Annotated in this window: 29 protein-coding genes; 2 read left to right on the top strand and 27 right to left on the bottom strand. The window is 60.9% G+C overall.

The features are described 5' to 3' along the window. Positions 1–11: 11 nt before the first annotated feature. The 25 genes from DFO65_RS06055 to DFO65_RS05950 all read right to left on the bottom strand — a co-directional run bounded on the left by DFO65_RS06055 (position 12) and on the right by DFO65_RS05950 (position 13,763). On the bottom strand, positions 12–812 hold the full coding sequence (locus tag DFO65_RS06055) for a ribonuclease H-like domain-containing protein (RefSeq protein WP_147233268.1): 801 nt from the start codon (positions 810–812) through the stop codon (positions 12–14). Beyond that, a complete protein-coding gene (locus tag DFO65_RS06050) occupies positions 796–1,017 on the bottom strand; it encodes a hypothetical protein (RefSeq protein WP_113903508.1) in 222 nt (73 codons plus the stop codon). Before DFO65_RS06050 ends, DFO65_RS06055 begins: the two co-directional genes overlap by 17 nt. An 8-nt stretch (positions 1,018–1,025) precedes the next feature. After that, positions 1,026–2,267 carry a replicative DNA helicase gene (locus DFO65_RS06045; RefSeq protein WP_113903507.1) on the bottom strand — a complete coding sequence of 414 codons (1,242 nt, stop codon included), beginning with the start codon at positions 2,265–2,267 and terminating at the stop codon, positions 1,026–1,028. After that, positions 2,231–2,971, bottom strand: a complete 741-nt coding sequence (locus tag DFO65_RS16910) for a hypothetical protein (RefSeq protein WP_147233266.1) — start codon at positions 2,969–2,971, stop codon at positions 2,231–2,233. Before DFO65_RS16910 ends, DFO65_RS06045 begins: the two co-directional genes overlap by 37 nt. A gap of 378 nt (positions 2,972–3,349) precedes the next feature. Then, on the bottom strand, positions 3,350–3,526 hold the full coding sequence (locus tag DFO65_RS17065) for a hypothetical protein (protein ID WP_181778636.1): 177 nt from the start codon (positions 3,524–3,526) through the stop codon (positions 3,350–3,352). Between the two features lie 2 nt (positions 3,527–3,528). Next, positions 3,529–3,687: a hypothetical protein gene (locus tag DFO65_RS17060; RefSeq protein WP_181778635.1), complete on the bottom strand. Its 159-nt coding sequence runs from the start codon at positions 3,685–3,687 to the stop codon at positions 3,529–3,531. Continuing rightward, positions 3,684–3,938, bottom strand: a complete 255-nt coding sequence (locus DFO65_RS06035; protein WP_113903505.1) for a glutaredoxin family protein — start codon at positions 3,936–3,938, stop codon at positions 3,684–3,686. The genes DFO65_RS17060 and DFO65_RS06035 overlap by 4 nt, the downstream gene beginning before the upstream one ends. Next, positions 3,935–4,384, bottom strand: a complete 450-nt coding sequence (locus tag DFO65_RS06030) for a RusA family crossover junction endodeoxyribonuclease (protein ID WP_181778634.1) — start codon at positions 4,382–4,384, stop codon at positions 3,935–3,937. Before DFO65_RS06030 ends, DFO65_RS06035 begins: the two co-directional genes overlap by 4 nt. Further along, a complete protein-coding gene (locus DFO65_RS17055) occupies positions 4,381–4,608 on the bottom strand; it encodes a hypothetical protein (protein ID WP_181778633.1) in 228 nt (75 codons plus the stop codon). The genes DFO65_RS06030 and DFO65_RS17055 overlap by 4 nt, the downstream gene beginning before the upstream one ends. Further along, on the bottom strand, positions 4,605–4,970 hold the full coding sequence (locus DFO65_RS06025) for a hypothetical protein (protein WP_113903503.1): 366 nt from the start codon (positions 4,968–4,970) through the stop codon (positions 4,605–4,607). Before DFO65_RS06025 ends, DFO65_RS17055 begins: the two co-directional genes overlap by 4 nt. Before the next feature lie 53 nt (positions 4,971–5,023). Continuing rightward, a complete protein-coding gene (locus DFO65_RS06020; RefSeq protein WP_113903502.1) occupies positions 5,024–5,785 on the bottom strand; it encodes a DNA-methyltransferase in 762 nt (253 codons plus the stop codon). After that, positions 5,782–6,774 (bottom strand): DNA cytosine methyltransferase, encoded by a 993-nt coding sequence (locus tag DFO65_RS06015; RefSeq protein ID WP_220151243.1) that lies wholly within the window; start codon positions 6,772–6,774, stop codon positions 5,782–5,784. The genes DFO65_RS06020 and DFO65_RS06015 overlap by 4 nt, the downstream gene beginning before the upstream one ends. An 11-nt stretch (positions 6,775–6,785) precedes the next feature. Beyond that, positions 6,786–7,349, bottom strand: a complete 564-nt coding sequence (locus tag DFO65_RS06010; RefSeq protein WP_113903500.1) for an NUMOD4 motif-containing HNH endonuclease — start codon at positions 7,347–7,349, stop codon at positions 6,786–6,788. After that, positions 7,346–7,615 carry a hypothetical protein gene (locus DFO65_RS06005; RefSeq protein ID WP_113903499.1) on the bottom strand — a complete coding sequence of 90 codons (270 nt, stop codon included), beginning with the start codon at positions 7,613–7,615 and terminating at the stop codon, positions 7,346–7,348. The genes DFO65_RS06010 and DFO65_RS06005 overlap by 4 nt, the downstream gene beginning before the upstream one ends. A gap of 515 nt (positions 7,616–8,130) precedes the next feature. Further along, positions 8,131–8,400, bottom strand: coding sequence for a hypothetical protein (locus DFO65_RS06000; protein ID WP_113903498.1), 270 nt, complete (start codon positions 8,398–8,400; stop codon positions 8,131–8,133). A 57-nt stretch (positions 8,401–8,457) separates the two neighbouring features. Further along, a complete protein-coding gene (locus DFO65_RS05995) occupies positions 8,458–8,808 on the bottom strand; it encodes a hypothetical protein (protein WP_113903497.1) in 351 nt (116 codons plus the stop codon). A gap of 1 nt (position 8,809) precedes the next feature. Then, a complete protein-coding gene (locus tag DFO65_RS05990; RefSeq protein ID WP_113903496.1) occupies positions 8,810–9,304 on the bottom strand; it encodes a hypothetical protein in 495 nt (164 codons plus the stop codon). A 16-nt stretch (positions 9,305–9,320) separates the two neighbouring features. Beyond that, a complete protein-coding gene (locus DFO65_RS17440) occupies positions 9,321–9,746 on the bottom strand; it encodes an HNH endonuclease signature motif containing protein (protein ID WP_113903495.1) in 426 nt (141 codons plus the stop codon). Further along, positions 9,746–10,588, bottom strand: coding sequence for a YqaJ viral recombinase family protein (locus tag DFO65_RS05980; protein WP_113903494.1), 843 nt, complete (start codon positions 10,586–10,588; stop codon positions 9,746–9,748). Before DFO65_RS05980 ends, DFO65_RS17440 begins: the two co-directional genes overlap by 1 nt. A 394-nt stretch (positions 10,589–10,982) precedes the next feature. Continuing rightward, the gene (locus tag DFO65_RS05975) at positions 10,983–11,213 is read right to left on the bottom strand and encodes a hypothetical protein (RefSeq protein WP_113903493.1); all 231 of its coding nucleotides are present in this window, start codon (positions 11,211–11,213) and stop codon (positions 10,983–10,985) included. After that, a complete protein-coding gene (locus tag DFO65_RS05970; RefSeq protein WP_113903492.1) occupies positions 11,213–11,395 on the bottom strand; it encodes a helix-turn-helix domain-containing protein in 183 nt (60 codons plus the stop codon). The genes DFO65_RS05975 and DFO65_RS05970 overlap by 1 nt, the downstream gene beginning before the upstream one ends. Further along, complete coding sequence (locus tag DFO65_RS05965) at positions 11,392–11,637, bottom strand: hypothetical protein (RefSeq protein ID WP_113903491.1); 246 nt, start codon at positions 11,635–11,637, stop codon at positions 11,392–11,394. Before DFO65_RS05965 ends, DFO65_RS05970 begins: the two co-directional genes overlap by 4 nt. A gap of 228 nt (positions 11,638–11,865) precedes the next feature. After that, positions 11,866–12,030, bottom strand: coding sequence for an ABC transporter ATP-binding protein (locus tag DFO65_RS16905; protein WP_147233264.1), 165 nt, complete (start codon positions 12,028–12,030; stop codon positions 11,866–11,868). Positions 12,031–12,546: 516 nt separating this feature from the next. Continuing rightward, a complete protein-coding gene (locus DFO65_RS05955) occupies positions 12,547–13,137 on the bottom strand; it encodes a hypothetical protein (protein WP_113903489.1) in 591 nt (196 codons plus the stop codon). Further along, positions 13,134–13,763, bottom strand: a complete 630-nt coding sequence (locus DFO65_RS05950) for a hypothetical protein (RefSeq protein ID WP_113903488.1) — start codon at positions 13,761–13,763, stop codon at positions 13,134–13,136. The genes DFO65_RS05955 and DFO65_RS05950 overlap by 4 nt, the downstream gene beginning before the upstream one ends. A gap of 69 nt (positions 13,764–13,832) precedes the next feature. On the opposite strand from DFO65_RS05950, the gene DFO65_RS05945 reads away from it, so the two are divergent. After that, complete coding sequence (locus DFO65_RS05945; RefSeq protein WP_113903487.1) at positions 13,833–14,420, top strand: HIRAN domain-containing protein; 588 nt, start codon at positions 13,833–13,835, stop codon at positions 14,418–14,420. A gap of 414 nt (positions 14,421–14,834) precedes the next feature. On the opposite strand, the gene DFO65_RS05940 is transcribed toward DFO65_RS05945, so the two are convergent. Both DFO65_RS05940 and DFO65_RS05935 read right to left on the bottom strand, forming a co-directional pair. After that, positions 14,835–15,170 carry a hypothetical protein gene (locus DFO65_RS05940; RefSeq protein WP_147233262.1) on the bottom strand — a complete coding sequence of 112 codons (336 nt, stop codon included), beginning with the start codon at positions 15,168–15,170 and terminating at the stop codon, positions 14,835–14,837. Next, positions 15,167–15,424 (bottom strand): helix-turn-helix transcriptional regulator, encoded by a 258-nt coding sequence (locus DFO65_RS05935; protein WP_113903485.1) that lies wholly within the window; start codon positions 15,422–15,424, stop codon positions 15,167–15,169. The genes DFO65_RS05940 and DFO65_RS05935 overlap by 4 nt, the downstream gene beginning before the upstream one ends. Before the next feature lie 129 nt (positions 15,425–15,553). Here DFO65_RS05935 and DFO65_RS05930 point away from each other — a divergent pair, with 129 nt between their 5' ends. Further along, complete coding sequence (locus DFO65_RS05930) at positions 15,554–16,144, top strand: helix-turn-helix domain-containing protein (RefSeq protein WP_147233260.1); 591 nt, start codon at positions 15,554–15,556, stop codon at positions 16,142–16,144. The last annotated feature ends 24 nt before the right edge of the window (positions 16,145–16,168 follow it).

The raw sequence follows: 16,168 nt of genomic DNA, 5'->3' as shown, positions 1-16,168 counted from the left end.
CCGTCCGGGGGTTAGCGTGAGTGCCGTGTCTGCACCGGGTTCTGCAACCGGCGATTCGATCGAATCCATGTGCCACACTTCGGGCACTGGAATTGTTTGTACCGTTGGACGAACGTGTGCGCCTCGCCCTGACGGTTCGTGGAAATGTCCTGATTGCCGCAGTTCGGGCATGACCATTCGTCGCCGCTGAACATGCCCAAATGCGGGTGGCCCTTGATCCAGGGCCGGAGACGGTCGTAGAGGCGTTCCGTGATTGCCACGTCCCGAACGTTGTAGCGTTTCATCTTCGCCCACGCTTTCGGGTCGTCGTTCATGCACCCGCGCCAGAGCTCGAACCCGCCAGTGTCCATCTTCGAGCCGATGCCGAGTTCCTCCACGACGTTCGCGAGAGAATTCGAGGAGAAGTTGAACTGCTTCCTGACCACCCGAATCAGGTCAATGTCCTTGTACGGGGATGGTGGTGAGAGTCCCAGCAGCGCGAACTCCCGGTTCAAGTGAGGCATGTCGAACGAGATGCCGTTGTACGTGACGATGAGGTCCGCCTCGTTGAGCAGATCCCAGGCGGCGCGGATCATCGCCTCATGCCCGTCATGGTGGTCGGAGCGGAAGATGACTTCCTTCTCCCCGTACCATTTCGCGACGAAACACATCACATGCCCGCGCTCCATCAGCTTCGCGATACCAATGTCCTGCTTCCACAGGCCGAAAACGTACGCCTCATGAGGGCGAGTCTCGATATCCAGCGTGAGCACGCGCACCCGCTCCCGCATGTCGGGTTGAATACGTGGCCGCGGTTTACCCTTCAACGCCACGGTTCTCCTCCCGCCATCTCCTGATCGGCCCCTCAGATCCGTTGTACCCGTCCTGCCGGAAAGCCTTCATCAGGCTCACCGGCCCGTAATGGTGCTCATCCCGCAGGTACGATTCCGCTTCCGCCCGGTCGTCATCCGACAGACTGTCGAGCCAACGCTCAAGGACACCGGTTCGCGCCTGGTTTGGTTTACCCTTCAATGCCATTTGGTCTCCTAATCGGTGAGCATCGAGTTATGGCCACGCCAGCCGAGGATGAGTGATCCCGGCGGGCCTTGGCGGTTCTTCGCGACGTTGACATGCAGTTCGTCCGACTCGTGGTGTTCCCGGTGCAGGAGGATCACAGCATCCGCGTCCTGCTCGATCGACCCAGACTCCCGGAGGTCCGAGAGAGTCGGCTTCTTATCCGGGCGATCGGCCGATCCCCGGTTGAGCTGCGACAAGGCGATCACGGGAACGTGGAGTTCCTTCGCCATGAGCTTCAACCCGCGGGACAGCTCCCCCACCGCGAGGTGTCGCTCTTTCTTACTCGTCGCCTCCATGAGTTGCAGGTAGTCCACCACCACCCCGCCGAGCTTCTGCTGACGGGCCACCGACCGAACGAACGACCGCACATCGTTCAACGTCATTGCCGCCCGATCGTTGATGAACAACGGCGCATTGAGAAGGTTCTGCGCCGCAGTGGTCGCCTTCTCGATTTCAAGGTTCGTGGTGCACCGGTTCAAGAGTGAAGTCATGTCCACCCCCGATTTCTGCGAGATGATCCGCAACTGCAGATCCTCCTCAGACATTTCGAGACTGCATAACGCCACCGCCCCTGAGTCGGTGAGGCTGATCGCGGCCTGCGCACCCATGATGGACTTCCCCCCACCGGGGCGGGCGCCGACGACGTAGAGGCTGCTTGGCCTCCACCCGCCGATGAAATGGTTGAGGTTCGTCCACGGTGTTGGGGTGTAAATGATCGGTTTGCGGAGGTTCTGCACCGTCTGCATGATCGTCGCCCCGATCGGCTTCACCGCAGACACGTTCACCCTCGCAGCCTGCTCGATCCGTGCTCGAGCCTGATCCACCAACTCCCCCACCGACTCGGCCTCCACGGCCATGTCTGCGATCGCCAACGCCTCCATACGGATACGCCGGCGAGTAGCCAACTCGGCCACATGCCTCGCGTACGCGGGAGCAGCCGCGGTGGTGGGGGTGTCCCGCGTGTAGCTGTACAACTCTGCGGGAGTCACTTGCCCTCGCAGGTCTGGGATCGACTGCACCCGCTGGTTAACGGTCACGGTGTCGATCGCCTCCCCACGACGGCGCATGTCCAGGAAGATCCGCCACACACTCTCATGGCGAGGTTCGTAGAAGTCCTCCGGATCGAGGGACACCTCATCCAGGGCTTTGCCGCCCGACAGGAGCACGGACCCGATCAGTGCGCGTTCGCTCTCGGAAGTGGATCGCTCCATCCTGAACTCCTTTCATCGTCGAGGTTGAGTGTGAGTTCGTCGTCCCACCTGCCCTGGTTGAGCCAGGTGGTGGGATGGGCGATCTTCTCAATCGGCCTCCCCTCCACGCTCTGCGCGTAGGCTTCGGCTGCGTCGATGAGCTTCTGCACGCCTCCAGCCTCCTTCACGCATTTAGGGAACTTTGCCATTGCCGCCTTCCTGGCGACCTTCCGTGGGTACACTTCCCAGAACTCGGCGAAACCTTCCATCTTGTCCCCCTTGGGGGATATAGGGGGTATCTCTGTCTCTGTCTCTGTCTCTGTCTCTGTATTCCTCGGGGCATTGCCGGGGGCATTCCTCTTAGCATTGCCACCCGCATTGCCCGACCATCTCTTCTCGGCGGCATCCCTTCCTGACCTGCGACGATCCTCAACATCGCTTTTGAGCTCCTGGAAATCCCCGTAATCATGAAGGATGAGTGAACCGTCATCGTTTCGCGTCACTGATGGATTCGACGGATCATTCGAGCACAACTCGTCTACTGTCGGCACTGGGTAGCGCATTGCCACCCGCATCGGAATCAGGCCGTCCGTGAGATACCTGCGGGAGTAGACGATCATCTCCAGATGTGCGACGATCGCCGAGTCTGAAAGTGCGGCAATCTTAGGGTGGTCGAAGTAATCTAGAGCCAGCCGAGCAAACAGATGGCCCTTAAGTTTCGCCATTCTTGACTCCCCTCAGCAGCCCAACCACTTCCGGCCAATCGGACAGCGGCACGCGGAAGCATTCGAGGTACCCGCCACCGTGACCGCCGAGCGCCGAGGATGCGTCTACCTTCGATGAGAATGCGGGCGGCCACCGCGCCCTCATTTCAGACTGCAGGCGAGATTCCTCATCCAAGTGCTCACAGCTTGGATACGAGGCGAGGCTGAGCATTTCTCCACCCCGAGCAAGGAACGGACCGTATCGCCGCCTCCCCACTGAAGTTGTTCCTACCTTGATGATTTCCAGATCCGGCCAGCCGATGACATAGAGCTGATTCAGGAGCCACCGGCCTGCGCTGTAGTAAGCATGCTCGTGAGGCCTGACGCTTCTAGTGCTCACTACCCCTCCACATAGCCTGTGATGACGATCGAATCCACCGCAGGGGAAATTGAGACCGCGAGGTCGTCGTCGCTTTCGGCCGCCTCGAGGCGGTCAATGAAGTCCCGAAGCTCGCCAATAGTGAACCTAGTGCCCACCTCATGAAGCAGCTCGACCTTTGTTGCAACCTGTGCCATTGCTACTCCCTTCCCGTCAGCCCGAGCATTTCCAGCATCATCCGCGCGTCCTCCCGCGGGAGTGCGGACACGATCGCCAACGAAGCTTGATGTCGCTCCTGTGGCGTGTTCCTGATCCGCTCATTGAGAGCGGGGTCGTTGATTTTCAATCCGATGCTCATGCTGCGCCCTTCGTCTTGTCGATGTATTCCTGGATTTTGTCCGGGCGGAACCCATACCAGTGGTCGTTCGACCCATCCGGGTAGGTGACGCAGACAACAGGCGCTTTCTGGTAGCCGAGGAACTTCACGGCACGGAGCGCGCCTTCGTTGTGGGTCAGGTCAACGGTGTCGTAGGTGACCTCTTTCTGGTCGAGGACCATCTTCGTCATCCGGCAGCCAGAGCAGCCCGGGGATTGGTACACGGTGATCATTCGTACTTCCTCACTTTCACGCGCACACCAGGAACCTCACCGTCGCCGGGGAGGCCGTGTGCGTATGTTTTCGTCACGTCGAGTCGGATCACACGGGAATCGTCCGCGAGGAACGATCCGTCTGCGATCTTCCGGTTTCTCTTCGGTGCGAGAGCATCCAACAAACCGCGCGCGAGCTTGTCCACATCCGGGCTCACGGTGGGGTGAACTCGGGTCGCGGACTTCGGTCGGGGCAGGTAGAACCGGCCGATCACCTCCACAGGTTCATCCAGTGGTGCCCACTCCCCGAACCATGTGCCCGTGTAATCCGCAGCGGCTTGGTTGATGAGGTTCCGCCAATCCACAAGGGACTTCTTCTGATAGGTGACCCCGGCGCGGTTGCGGGACAGTGACCCTTGCGGGACAGGTCTGCCGGGAACCCAGATGTCGAGCAGGTACTCAGTCATTCGGCCCCCATCGCACAGTGGGCACAGAAGTCTGTCTCGTAGAACTCGTCGCACGCGGGACATTCCTCATCCGTCACGTCACAGTCATCCACCCATGGTTCGGCGGCAACGTTCCTCCCGCACAACGCCCATCGCCCGTTCGTCAGCGGGCAGCATGTGTGCAGGTAGCTGTCGTCGTCATCATGGTCTGTAGGTGTGGGTCTCACATCCAGTTCGGTGCTCACGCTGCTTCCTCCGTTCGTAGTGTCCGGCACTGCTCAATAAATTCCTGCCCCTCCGGGGTTTTCGCGTACTCTGCGACTTCCGGCCACGAGATTTTCGGCTGCGGTTCCTCATCCAAAACATCCAAATCAATCCCCGCCTCAGTGAGAATCGCCTCCGCGATCTTCACCCCAACCTGTTTGGAGTCAGGCCGTGCCAGGGTCATCAGAGTCCGCTCCGAGCACCCAATCATTTCCGCCAACGCCCGCCACTTGCGGAGTTTCCGCAACTCCAACAGGTGCGGTCGAACCTTGCTCGCGGGGACGGTGTTGCGAGGGTTCAGGGTGGGTGTCTGGCCCCGGTTCCACTGGCTGTAGTGGTTCATGCACCAACCACGGGCGTGGGCGGGTTTCGCGCAACCGTCGAGTTTGCAGGCGGTCATGCGATCCCTCCCAGGTCGAGGACGCCCTGGTCGAGGCGGCGGGCGATGATCTCGCAGTACCGTTCATTCGCCTCAATGCCGATGGATTTTCGCCCCACCATTCGAGCCGCCGCAAGGGTCGTGCCGCTCCCGGCGAATGGGTCCAGAATGGTCTCGCCCTCGTCGGTGAACTGGGCGACGAGCTCGTGCATGAGTTCCTGTGGCTTCTGTGTGGTGTGCAGTCTGACCCCACCGGTTCGCCCGCGGTCGAGGACGATCGGGAACGTCCACACGGCGTGCTTCCCGCCGCCGTTCCACCGTTTGCGCCCCTTCGGATGCGCGATGGTGATTGCCTCGAAGCCGGTAGCTGGTCGGTCGCCAGAGAACTGGGGCGTCGAGCCGATCTTGATCCATGCGCCCGTGCGCACGTAATCCAGTCCGGCGGCGGTCAGATCATCGCGCCACAGGTGGTCGGATTCCACGTCAGAGAACACAAGCACCCACCGTGTAGCGATCCTCGCGAACTCGGCCGCACACGCGGCCCGAAGGCTCGGGTCGAGATGGTCGAACCCGAGGTCGACGTTTCGTCGAATGTCGGCTCCGTAGCGTCCGCCCCTGTCGTTGGCCGCCTGCATCCTCCGCGACCTGGCGCTCGAATGAACGTGCTCCGAGTAGGGGGGGTCTGTGATGATGTGTTCCACCGGCTCCAGGGTGGGCAACACCTCGGCGCAGTCCCCGTGGTACAGGGTCACGTTGTCGTCCTGGTAGTAGATGCTCACGCCGCCCCCAGTGTTTCGGCGCACGCGGCCACAAGGTCACGAGCGGCGGGTGGGGTGACCCATCCCTGGACCTGTGCGACTCTCTCCCCCAGGAATCGGGCGACCGGGACGGCGACCGCGTTTCCGATGCCGCGCTTGATCTCCGAGACGGTCCCAGCGAATTGGAAGTCGTCGGGGAACCCCTGCCCGCGGGCGAGCTCACGAGCGCTGAGCATCCGGTAGAAGAATTCGCCGCGGCTGCGGTATGCCACGCCGTGATGCGTGCCGGACGTGGTGATCGTCGCCAGCGGCCGACTGTCCGCGCGATGCGCTCGAGCATTCTTCCGGTACATCACCAGGTGTCTCACGTCGTCCTCGGTGATCTGCTCGAGTTGCGGGGTGATGTACATGGGCCGCGTGACCCGCTTCTCCCCGCCGAGCTCGAGGATCGAATCGGCGTGAACCCGCGGTGCGGCCGGCAGGGACAGATCAACAGCCCCATGCTCGGTGAACACCAGGAACAGACGGCGCCGATACTGAGCCGCGCCAACGTCGTAGGCGTCGATGACGGTCTCCTGAACTCGGTATCCCAGCACGCGCATCATCCCAATCCACGGCTGATACAGCACCCAATCGCGGAACTCCGGGACGTTCTCAACGATGACCGCTTCGTAGGCGTGCACCTCGGCTGCCTGGACGACAGCGAACGCCGTAGCCCTGTCCACTGCCCCAACATCCTCGCGTCGGAGCTCGTCGACGATGGGAAGCTTCTTCCGCCCACCGGCCGGCGTATGCCAGACACACGACGGGGAGGCCCAGCAGAGGTTCGTCCTCGGGAACGTGCGGAAATCGGTCTCGCTGAGGTTGGCGATCCGGTGCTCAGTGTCCGGGTGGTTGAGCTGGTGGTTCTTGACCGCCTGCGGGTTGTGGTTCGCAGCGATCACGGTCTTGTAGCCAGCATGCTCGAGGCCGACACTCGACCCACCGAAGCCGGAGAACAGGTCAGTCACAGTCAACTCACTCACGCCGCCACCCCTGCGAACTCCTGGTAGTAGCCGTCCGCGATCGCCTGGAAATGCGGGGCGAGCTCACGGTGATGGTGCACCTTCGAGTGAGCGCACGCACAGGCACGGCACTTCCGGTGCCCGCGCTCGAGCTCCCATGCAACCAGGTTGTCGCCGACGAGCTCATGCCCAGCTGGGCAGTGGGTGCGGTTCTTGAGCGGGTGTCGCCCGTGGTCGAGGATGTCCTGCTTGTTCTCCGCGGATGTGCCGTAGGCGAGGTTCGCCGCGGAGTTGTCGGACTTGTCACCGTTGCGGTGCCGGACTTCCAAACCTTCAGGTCGCGGGCCGTGGAAAGTCTCTGCGATCACGGAGTGCACCAAGCGTTCGGATCGTCCCCCGCCGCGGGTGAGGATCACACGCCGGTAGCCAGTGTGGTGGATACTCGGCTTGAGAATCTTCTCGGCCACCTTCATCGGACGACCGCCGCGGAGGACGATGCGGGCGAGGCTCTTGATGCGGCCCAGCGAGCTCGCTTCGTAGACGCCCTCCCAGCCTGGAATTGGCTTCCATTCTTCGGTCATTTCGCCTCCATCGGCAGTGCTGGTTGGTGGTTGTCGAGCCCGTCGAGGGTCTCGGCGTACTCGAGCATCTGCTCGTATTCGACGACGGCAGTGGCGTGGAGGTGGATCGTGAGGTCCCCGCGGTTGGCGTCGAACCCCTGCGGTGCGACCCTCAGTCGCGCCAGTCTCCGGTCGAACGCCTCCTGTGCGCTGATGTGCACCTGTTGAGTGACGCCCGTGACTATGCGGCCGTCCGGGTGGTAGGTGGTGATGCGGATGAAGCTCACCCCGTCACCTCCATCGGCCTGTGTCTCCGTGCCGCGATCTCGTCCAACGCGACCGTCAACGCCGCATCCACGGTGGACTCAGTGGTCACATGCACTCTCCCGTCGCACAGCAGGAGGTACACCCTCCACTCATGGGGTCCATGACGTTTGATCTGGAATTTGGGTCGGGGGCACATCACTATCTCCTCTGATCCTGGTGCCACGGTTGGTGAGCAGCCACGGTGTGCCTGTGTAGTCGATGAGTGGCACATTCTCGGCGCTGACGATGTTGTTGCGGGGGATGCGGAATCCTCGTTCGAGGGGTTCGTCCCTGAGCCCGTCCTCGAACTCCCCGTTATGCGAACTGCACACGAGCACGAGTTCGGCTAACTGGTGCACCCCTCCCCCGGCTCCGCGGTTACGGCGGTGGTGCGGGACGATCGGGTAACCGCGCAAGGCCGGGTATTCGATGCCGCACCATTGGCATGTGAGGTTGTCGCGGAGGACAAGCTGACGAAGCATGGGGGCGGGGATGGTCACCGCTTCACCCACGGGCCACGCTGGTACCGGAAAGACATGGGGCGAGGGACGATGCACCGCAGAAAGAAGATCAGCGCGAACGTCTGCCAGAACGAGAACGTGTACGCATCCTCGAAGATCAGCGGACCGAGCCACCAGGCGATCGCCGCGAACGCCAACGTGACAGGGATGCTGGCGACGAGCAGCACGCAGAAGTGGTAGAAGTTTTCCTTGAGGCTGGTCTGTGGTTCGACGACGACAACAGGGGTGGGTGGGATAGTGCTCATGTTTTCTCCTGAAATGCGAAAGGGCCGCCCGTAGGCGACCCGTGGTTTCGTGTGTGGTTACCGTTCTCCGGTTCCCGCCACCTGGTATTGGGCGAGCAGGGATTTGTTGAGTGACTGATACGCCAGCAGCTCCGACTGCAGTGCTTTAGAGAGCCGGTCTGCGTACCGGTGTGCGGCGTCCGCAACATCCCGGCGTTCCCGTTCCTCTGTGGTGGCGAGTTCGGCGGCGTACCGTTTCTCCCCCTGCGCTCCGTCATGACTCATGAACGCCTGAGCGTAGGCCCGGTCGTACTCACGATCGGCAGTGAGGAACTCGAGGTAACGGTCGTTGCAGACAGCTGCGGAGTTCGCGATCCGGTTCGACAATCCGAGAATGTGTTGCTCGATTTTGACGGGCGTAAGCTCCACGTCAGCTCTCCGCGGTCATGGCCTGGATCATGCCGTTAATGCCGTTGACCACCGTGTCGAGTTTCAGGTTGGCCGCTTGCGTAGCGAGTGCTTTCAACCCTTCGACGTTGCCAGCGTTCTGCAATGCGAGAGCTTCCGCCTGCCAGTTGCGGGGCGGCGGTCCTTCCGGCTTCTGACGGTTCCGCACTTCCTCCGATGATGCGATTCCCTTCCGCGTGTCAACGGCGAGAGCAGCGACCATTGCGCGACCCCATGCGGCGGTTTCCGCGTTCTGCAGCTCACTGTCACGGGTGAACTGCGTTGGGCCGGGAACAGGCTCCCATGCGGTGCCGTGAGCGGGTGCAGGGTCGTCGGCATCACGCCATGCCTCAGCGGTGAACACCACCCACGATTTCCCGGCGAAGTCGATGAACTGCACATCCTTCTGCCGCAACCGACCGTCCGGGTATTTCTCTCGGAATTCAACGATGCGAGTACTGACGTCGATGTAGTCCATCGGTCCTTTGTATTGGCTACCCATTTCTACTCCTTAGCCGTCGTTGAGTTTCTCGTTTGCAGGTTCGGCAGATTCGTCGGCCCGTGGTGTCGATGCGCAGATTGTCGCCCTCGAAGGGGTGCCCCCTGAGGCAGTGAGTTTTTCTTGCGTTGTTTGCCTGGATGCTCACGCCCCGTAGAGTGTTTTCTTGTGGAGTGACGGACTCCAGGTGTGTCGGCTCCACGCACGACGTGTTCCGACACAAGTGGTCAATAACCATGCCGTCCGGAATCGGACCAACCTGCAGCTGATAGCTCACCCGGTGGGCATACAGATTCTTCCCGTTTATGCGGACGAATCCGTACCCCTGGGAGCTTCGTGCTCCAGTGAACTCAAGACACCCGCTATCAACCCGACGAGTCTTCGCAAGAAGACGATCGAGCGGTCCTTTGTAGTTGCCCATCATTCTTCCTTCGTGTTGATCGTCAGTCGTGGGGGTTGGGGTGACAGCTTCACGTACGTGCCTTTGCCGTCAGGGTGGTCCGCGAGCCACCGTTTCGAGTCGAACGTTTCCCGGTCCTTCACCGGACCGAACTTGATGGACCCAACGTCGGAGGCGTAAGCGAACCGGGTGTGGTCGCCCACCTCTTTGCGGATCATGTTCTCCGCATCCTCGAGGCGTTCCTTCACTGCGGTGAGTTCGGCACGGATCGCGGCCACTTCGCGGAGGCGTTGATCCAACACCCACGACGCACCCGCCAGGAACAAATCTGCGACGTTGACGAGATCCGCGATCAGCTCGTCATCACGGCGTATCATGTACTCGAACACTGTTTCGAACGGCTCGTAGGAGCGGTGGTATTCGACGGCGAGAATGTTGGTTTCCCGGTCGGCCACCCACATTTCCCACTGGCATTGGATCGCGTACTTCTCGGGTGGTGCCCACCAGATCGACTCCCCCGGTTTCAGTCCCGCGGTTTTGATCTGGCACAACAGCTCGCGGCCGATCATGTCCGGGGTGGCAAGGTACTGGGGTGCGCCGTCCTTCGCGATCGTGTGAGTGTTGTGAGTGAGGCCCGGATACTTCTCGTCCAGTTTCGCCGCGATGATCGGTTCCCGTTCCTCACCCCACTTCGTGGCTTTGTTGCCCCGGAACCCAACTTCCCCGGCCTTCTCGGCGCGGACCGCAGCCCACTCGGAGGGTGAGGTGATGAGTCTGGCAATGTCGGTGGCGGTCACACCACCACGGCGGGCCTCCATCCACGCTTCCCGGTCCTCGGATGAGGCGAGCAATGCGTAAGTCATGTTCCCTCCTGGGATTAACGGTGGGGATAATCCCACTTACGTCGGTTAACGGGTTTGATCGGTCGTCGCCCGGTCAGCGAGTGGCATAGGCATGGACAGTCCTTCGAGCACTTCTTGCAGAGACACATCACTGCCCCCTTTCCAGCCGGCGGATCGCCGCGTCAGGTGTCGGGTCCGAATAGGTGCGCCGGTCGCGTGGGGGTTTCCATGTCGGGGGTCGCAGGTGGGCAGGGAGCTTCGAGTCCTTATCGGGCATGGATCAGACCTCCCGCTGTGAGGACACCGACAACAGCGAATGACCAACCGAGCAGCAGCCCGGAGTTCGTCGCGCCACCGGATGCGAGCATGAGTAAAGCCCCAGCGAAAACCAGGGCTGAGCTGAGGACGATGCGCACTACTGCCTCCTGAGGTTCTGCATGTCCGCGTACTCGGATCGTTCCTGTTCCCGATGCCAGTCCTCCATCGAATGCCCGACAGCCTCGAGGGCGGCTTGCAGGTCGTCCACCTGGTCAGCGTCGAGGCGGACTTCCACCTCGATCGCGCCTTGGTTGATGACGAACTGTGCGGTGCCGTTGTGGAGGTCTTTCACGTCGAACTGGGGAATGCTTTTGCGGGTGTTCACCATCAGTTCTTTCCCTTCTGCCGTTCAAGGTATTTCTGCAGGTCTTTCGGGTCGTACCTGTATGCGCCACCAATACCGATGGCGGTCAGCTCCCCGCGCCTGCGGAGTTTGTTGATGTGCTGCTCACGGACTCCCCACGCCTCCGCGACCTGCTTTGACGTGAGGAGTTGATCGAGTTGGATCATGCTTTCTCCTTCGTTGGTTCTGCGAGGCACCGGAGTGTGTGGGTGATCTGCTCTGCAGCCTCAATCCACGCCGTGCCCGTCAGGACGAGACCACTCACCTGTTGGAGCGCGTACCTTTCGAGCATGTCGGCGTGCTGTTTCACGGTCATCCCGTCCGGGGTGAGACCATCCGCCGAGTTCTCGAGAGCCAACAACCCCGCTGCGCGGCGGATGCGGGTGCGCATGTACTCGGTTTCGCTCATGACGATTCCTTGGATTGGAGCCACCTTTGGCGGTCGGTGTTGTACTGGTGTGCGCCGACAACGGTGACGGCGATGAGGGTTACGACCGCGGCCGCAAAAAATTGACGCATGGCACTTCCTTCTGCCTGTTGATGGTGAGGGCATCCCCCGACACCGGAAACTCAACTTCGAGTTGGTCGGTGCGGGTGTACCCGTACTGGATGGCATCCACGATTTCGTTGAAACGGGTCATGACTGGACCCGGAGAACCGCGAGCGCATCACCGCTGATGTGGGTGTCGTGGTACGGGAGACGGAAACGTTGCATCTCCGCCTCCGCAACAGTCAGTGTCAGGTCGTGGCGTGTGTCCACGGCTTCGTGGTAGTACGCCAACTGGTGGGAGTAGTCGGTCACAGCGACTCCCAACGTGTGAGAGCCGACGCGACCCGGGACTCCCACACGGAATCCCGGCGTAGGGAAAACGTGTCGGGAGGGCAATGGTGGCAGTAGCGGTCGTGTTCCGTGTGAACGTCCTCCACCAGCAGTGGTGGGGCGTTAACGGTTGCGCCGCAGTTGAACTTGATTTCCATGACAAGTCCTTGGGTGTGAGAAACCCCCGGACTGTGCCGGGGGTTACGGGTGTGTGGGGTGGGGTGGTGTTCGGGTTGTCAGGTTGTCTCCTTCTTCGATCGTGAGGCGAGCGCTGCGTCCGCCTTGGTGACGGCTTCGACGGCCTCTCGGTACATTTGGACCCGCAGGGGGTCTACGTCCCGACCGTCTGCCAAGTCGTTAGCGATTCGTCGGGCGATGCTGTCGCGTGCGTCCAATGCATCGCGGAGTGCTCGGCGAGCTTGTTGCGTGCTCATCGCTTCTCCTTCTGGGTAGAACGAACCCCCGCTCGATGGTGGGTGGGGGTGAGGGCGGGGTGGGCTACGAAGAAACGAGGTCATCCTCGGTGATCCGGGCACAATGCCGAGTGCGCTTGCGAACACCACTGACCCCTCCGGGGATTGCCCGTGCGCCCCGCCCCCGCCTCTCGTTCTCCGCCTTGTAATCCCGCTTCGATCGGTGTGGTATCCCCGTCGCGAGGTGGATTGGAGTCACTTCTGCCTTCGACAGATCAAGGCCAATCGTCGTCGCGGCAACGGCAAGCCCCTTGTCGTGTTTCACGGCGACTTCCTGCATCTTCGAGGGGACAGCGCCACCGATCCATCTCAGCCTGTAGGTGTCACCTGATGTGGAGTGCGTGACTGTTACAGTCAGGTAGGGGCGGCCTTCGTTGTTCTTCCCGAACTGGGGGTTCGACCTAGGATGAAGCTTGAGGCTAGAGCCATCGTCCAGCTTGACCTCCGCAAAGTTCTCGCGGGCATCTGTCGCGATTCGGCACTGGAAGCGCAGCGACTCGGGTGGCGACTCCTGAACTTCCAGTGCGTTTGTGATCGCCTGTCGCGCCCACCTGGGGAGTGCCTTCTGTCCGGCGACTTTGAACCGGACGACTCCTTCGAAGCTTGGGGTGTTCATGATTGGATCTCCTTCAGTTCCTTCAGTGTGTTTTCGAGTGCGTCGATGATCAGCCTGCGTTCGGTGGCCGTCATCTTCCTTGCCGTGCTTGTGATCCCTCGCCGCCAGGGGCCGCGTAGATCGTTGATGAGCGCGACTGCCATTGAGTCGCGTGGGGAAGGGCTGTCTTTGATCTCCCCGGTGTCGGGGTCAACGTTCGGGGGTGGATCAGGCTCAGATTTTGGTTCGGTGCTATAACTAGCCGGACGAGCCTGTCCGCGAGAGTTGGTAATCGATTCTGAACCCACAATTTTGTGGGTTGAGATGTCGTTGGCAACCGTGTTTACGTGGACTCCGACTTTCTCCGCAATCTCCTGCTGTGTCTGCCCGATGGACCGCAGCGCCGCGACCAGCTCAGGCCGTTCATCGCGACTGATCCGGACACCAAGCCGGGAGTAACGGTGCTCCCAGAGCGCGTCGAACGAGTCGTATCCCAACTGCTCCCAGATCCGGTTCTGCACCTGCCACAGAATCTCCCGCCAGAACCCCTCGGCGTGCTCGATCGCCCGCTCGATACTGGCGACGGCTTCCATCTTGGTCGGGACGATCTCCGCGTCCACGACTTCTTCGTTCGGTGCGAGCGTCATCTCACGGCTCCTTTCAGTGCTGCGACGGGATATGATTCGGGGACGATGGGGTGAAGCTGGGAGGTTGCGATGTGGGTCTTTCTAGGCGTAGTCATCGGGTTAGCCCTGATCGTGGTAGGGCTCTCGTGGTTCTTCGCCGGAAGTCAGCACCAGCCATTGCGAGACGATCGACCCACACCAACCCCTCCCCCTAAGCAGGTCTCCGACAAGTGGCTAACGTCAGAAGAAGCCGGGGCTGAGCTGATCCGTAACAACGACGGCAGTTTGAACTTCTTTGTCGAGCATCGCGACGGAGCCTTGAGGTTCGTCAGCAAATCATCCGGGAAGATGCCCGCGAAAGGTTCGCCCCCGTTAGCACGACTCGGCATCTTCTACTTCAACGTCCGCGGCCACAAGTACTACAGCCAGGTTCGTCGTCAGGTTGGTAGCGAGGTTGGGCTGAGACGCGAACCCGACAACCCTCACGACCCGCGTGCAATCGCCGTCGTCAACCCCTCAACCGGGAAGATCTATGGTCACGTGAACAAGGGGTATGCCAGCCGCCTCTACAAGCGTCTCGATGCTGGAGAGGATTTCGTGGCGATCGTAATGGGAGCGGCGGGCAAGCACATCGCGGTCATGCCGCGTGACATTGCCGTCGAACTCGATCTCGTCTAGCGTCCGATCTATCGCCTTTTCCCCAAAGTCGGCAACCCGGCTGAGGTGGCGTGAGGACTCGCTGGCGCACCGGATGCCATTCTTACCAGGGCCAACTTCTGCCTTCTCGAGAAGAGGGGGTGCGCATCTATGTCAGCAAGGAGCGCGGCGGGCAGTTGATCCCACCCTGAATACCATGACGCGAAGCGCTCAGAGTATTCGAGGTGTCGATCACGTAAACCATTACTCTGGTCGAACAGCTCAAGAATGATATCGAGGTTGAACGAGAACCATTCGGCATACAGCGGGTCGCCCAGCATCTTGCCGCGAGCATTCTTCCACTCTTCGGAGCCTCTGATTGTGGCGGCCGTGAACAGTGGAGTGCAGACGCGATACTTGCCATAGTCTCCGCGACTCGGAGGCCCGAGCGATATCTCATCCATGATCAACCCCCCTGACCTTAATATAGTCGGCCAGGTCTGCGGCGAGTTCGCCGGTTGGATCTGAAGCGATACGCTCATGCCCGGTTCGAAGCTGTCCCTCCTGAGCAATGATTCGGAGTTCATCGCGAACACGCTTGCGCTCCAAGTACGCTTCATCCGCCCACATCCGGCGAAGCATCCGATCGACAGACTTAAACCCCATCGGGTGACCTTCGTCGGCCAAGACGCCCATCGCCTGTAAAACAACGTCAGTCGGCTTCGGCCTCACCCCGAGTGCTAGCAGCTCCTCGGTGCTGGTTGTCGCTTCTGCGACCGGTGGAGAGTTCATGCGACGTACCTGATCTCTTCGAGAGTGAACAGCTGCTCCGTCTTGCAACCGAGAGCCTTCGCGATCTTCGCGGCCGTCTCCGGGTTGCAGGTCTCCCGCTTTCCGAGGATGTTCCCAACGGTCCCGGGAGAGACCTTGGCGCGCATTGCGAGCTCGGCGTTCGTGAACTGGCGGAAAGTCATCGCCAGCCGAATCTGCTCCTTGTGAGCCCGTGCAGTGAACCCCCTGCGGGACTGGTCGTATGCTGCGGCCACTTGGTCACCTCCTTAAGTCTGAGTTTCCTGTTCTCCTTGAACACTTTGAACTCTAGACCATGTGACTGCGAGGATGCAACCCCCTCATGAAACTTTTTGAACTTCCGCGCGGAAACAAGGATTACAGCGGTGTTCTTTGTGTCTAACCGCTTCACAGTAGACTTGCACCAGCCCCGCCCCTGCTGGAAAGTGATTGCCGTGAGCCGACTATCCGAACTACTCAACGAGCTAAAACGATCGAAGGGCATGAACCAGCCCGGCATCGTTGCCCGGTCCGAGGAGCTCGGGGTGCCCATCTCGAAAGGGAACGTATCGCGTTACCTCAGCGGGAATCACTCCAAGCCCACCTGGAGCACCCTGAATTCCTTCGCAACGGTGTTCGATGTGCCAGTTGAGGTTCTGGAAGAAGCCGCGGCCTTTACTGGCCGCGAGCCCTTTACCCCAGACCCCCGTTCGGATCTGCTCACCGCTCCGCAGCGCGCCGCTGTGAACGAGATCATTCGCCTCATGGCGGAAGCGAATCAGAGAGCAGGTGATGGTCATGCGACCACCTCACATACACGAGCCGGCGGGAGGCCGGATCAGAGCGAGCGCAGCCTTTACGTAGTCCAACCGCCATCCGCAGAGGAAACGGCCGCTAGCACGGCACCCAGCCGAGCCAAAGAAGAGAAGAAGAAGTCCCAGCAGCGAGGCGAAGAGACCCAAGACCACGATCAGTAGCTCATGTCAGGGACAACGTATATT

The organism is Brevibacterium sanguinis (genome assembly GCF_003315415.1).
GTDB lineage: Bacteria > Actinomycetota > Actinomycetes > Actinomycetales > Brevibacteriaceae > Brevibacterium > Brevibacterium celere_A.
Note: the sequence above shows the minus strand (reverse complement) of the source record. Positions and strands in the feature narration are given on the sequence as shown.

Bases quoted from the DNA above. Each gene is read 5' to 3' on its own strand.
- DFO65_RS06050 (WP_113903508.1), bottom strand. From the start codon at position 1,017: ATGGCATTGAAGGGTAAACCAAACCAGGCGCGAACCGGTGTCCTTGAG.
- DFO65_RS06045 (WP_113903507.1), bottom strand. From the start codon at position 2,267: ATGGAGCGATCCACTTCCGAGAGCGAACGCGCACTGATCGGGTCCGTG.
- DFO65_RS16910 (WP_147233266.1), bottom strand. From the start codon at position 2,971: ATGGCGAAACTTAAGGGCCATCTGTTTGCTCGGCTGGCTCTAGATTAC.
- DFO65_RS17065 (WP_181778636.1), bottom strand. From the start codon at position 3,526: ATGGCACAGGTTGCAACAAAGGTCGAGCTGCTTCATGAGGTGGGCACT.
- DFO65_RS17060 (WP_181778635.1), bottom strand. From the start codon at position 3,687: ATGAGCATCGGATTGAAAATCAACGACCCCGCTCTCAATGAGCGGATC.
- DFO65_RS06035 (WP_113903505.1), bottom strand. From the start codon at position 3,938: ATGATCACCGTGTACCAATCCCCGGGCTGCTCTGGCTGCCGGATGACG.
- DFO65_RS06030 (WP_181778634.1), bottom strand. From the start codon at position 4,384: ATGACTGAGTACCTGCTCGACATCTGGGTTCCCGGCAGACCTGTCCCG.
- DFO65_RS06025 (WP_113903503.1), bottom strand. From the start codon at position 4,970: ATGAACCACTACAGCCAGTGGAACCGGGGCCAGACACCCACCCTGAAC.
- DFO65_RS06010 (WP_113903500.1), bottom strand. From the start codon at position 7,349: ATGACCGAAGAATGGAAGCCAATTCCAGGCTGGGAGGGCGTCTACGAA.
- DFO65_RS06000 (WP_113903498.1), bottom strand. From the start codon at position 8,400: ATGAGCACTATCCCACCCACCCCTGTTGTCGTCGTCGAACCACAGACC.
- DFO65_RS05990 (WP_113903496.1), bottom strand. From the start codon at position 9,304: ATGGACTACATCGACGTCAGTACTCGCATCGTTGAATTCCGAGAGAAA.
- DFO65_RS17440 (WP_113903495.1), bottom strand. From the start codon at position 9,746: ATGGGCAACTACAAAGGACCGCTCGATCGTCTTCTTGCGAAGACTCGT.
- DFO65_RS05980 (WP_113903494.1), bottom strand. From the start codon at position 10,588: ATGACTTACGCATTGCTCGCCTCATCCGAGGACCGGGAAGCGTGGATG.
- DFO65_RS05975 (WP_113903493.1), bottom strand. From the start codon at position 11,213: ATGGTGAACACCCGCAAAAGCATTCCCCAGTTCGACGTGAAAGACCTC.
- DFO65_RS05970 (WP_113903492.1), bottom strand. From the start codon at position 11,395: ATGATCCAACTCGATCAACTCCTCACGTCAAAGCAGGTCGCGGAGGCG.
- DFO65_RS05965 (WP_113903491.1), bottom strand. From the start codon at position 11,637: ATGAGCGAAACCGAGTACATGCGCACCCGCATCCGCCGCGCAGCGGGG.
- DFO65_RS05955 (WP_113903489.1), bottom strand. From the start codon at position 13,137: ATGAACACCCCAAGCTTCGAAGGAGTCGTCCGGTTCAAAGTCGCCGGA.
- DFO65_RS05950 (WP_113903488.1), bottom strand. From the start codon at position 13,763: ATGACGCTCGCACCGAACGAAGAAGTCGTGGACGCGGAGATCGTCCCG.
- DFO65_RS05945 (WP_113903487.1), top strand. From the start codon at position 13,833: ATGTGGGTCTTTCTAGGCGTAGTCATCGGGTTAGCCCTGATCGTGGTA.
- DFO65_RS05940 (WP_147233262.1), bottom strand. From the start codon at position 15,170: ATGAACTCTCCACCGGTCGCAGAAGCGACAACCAGCACCGAGGAGCTG.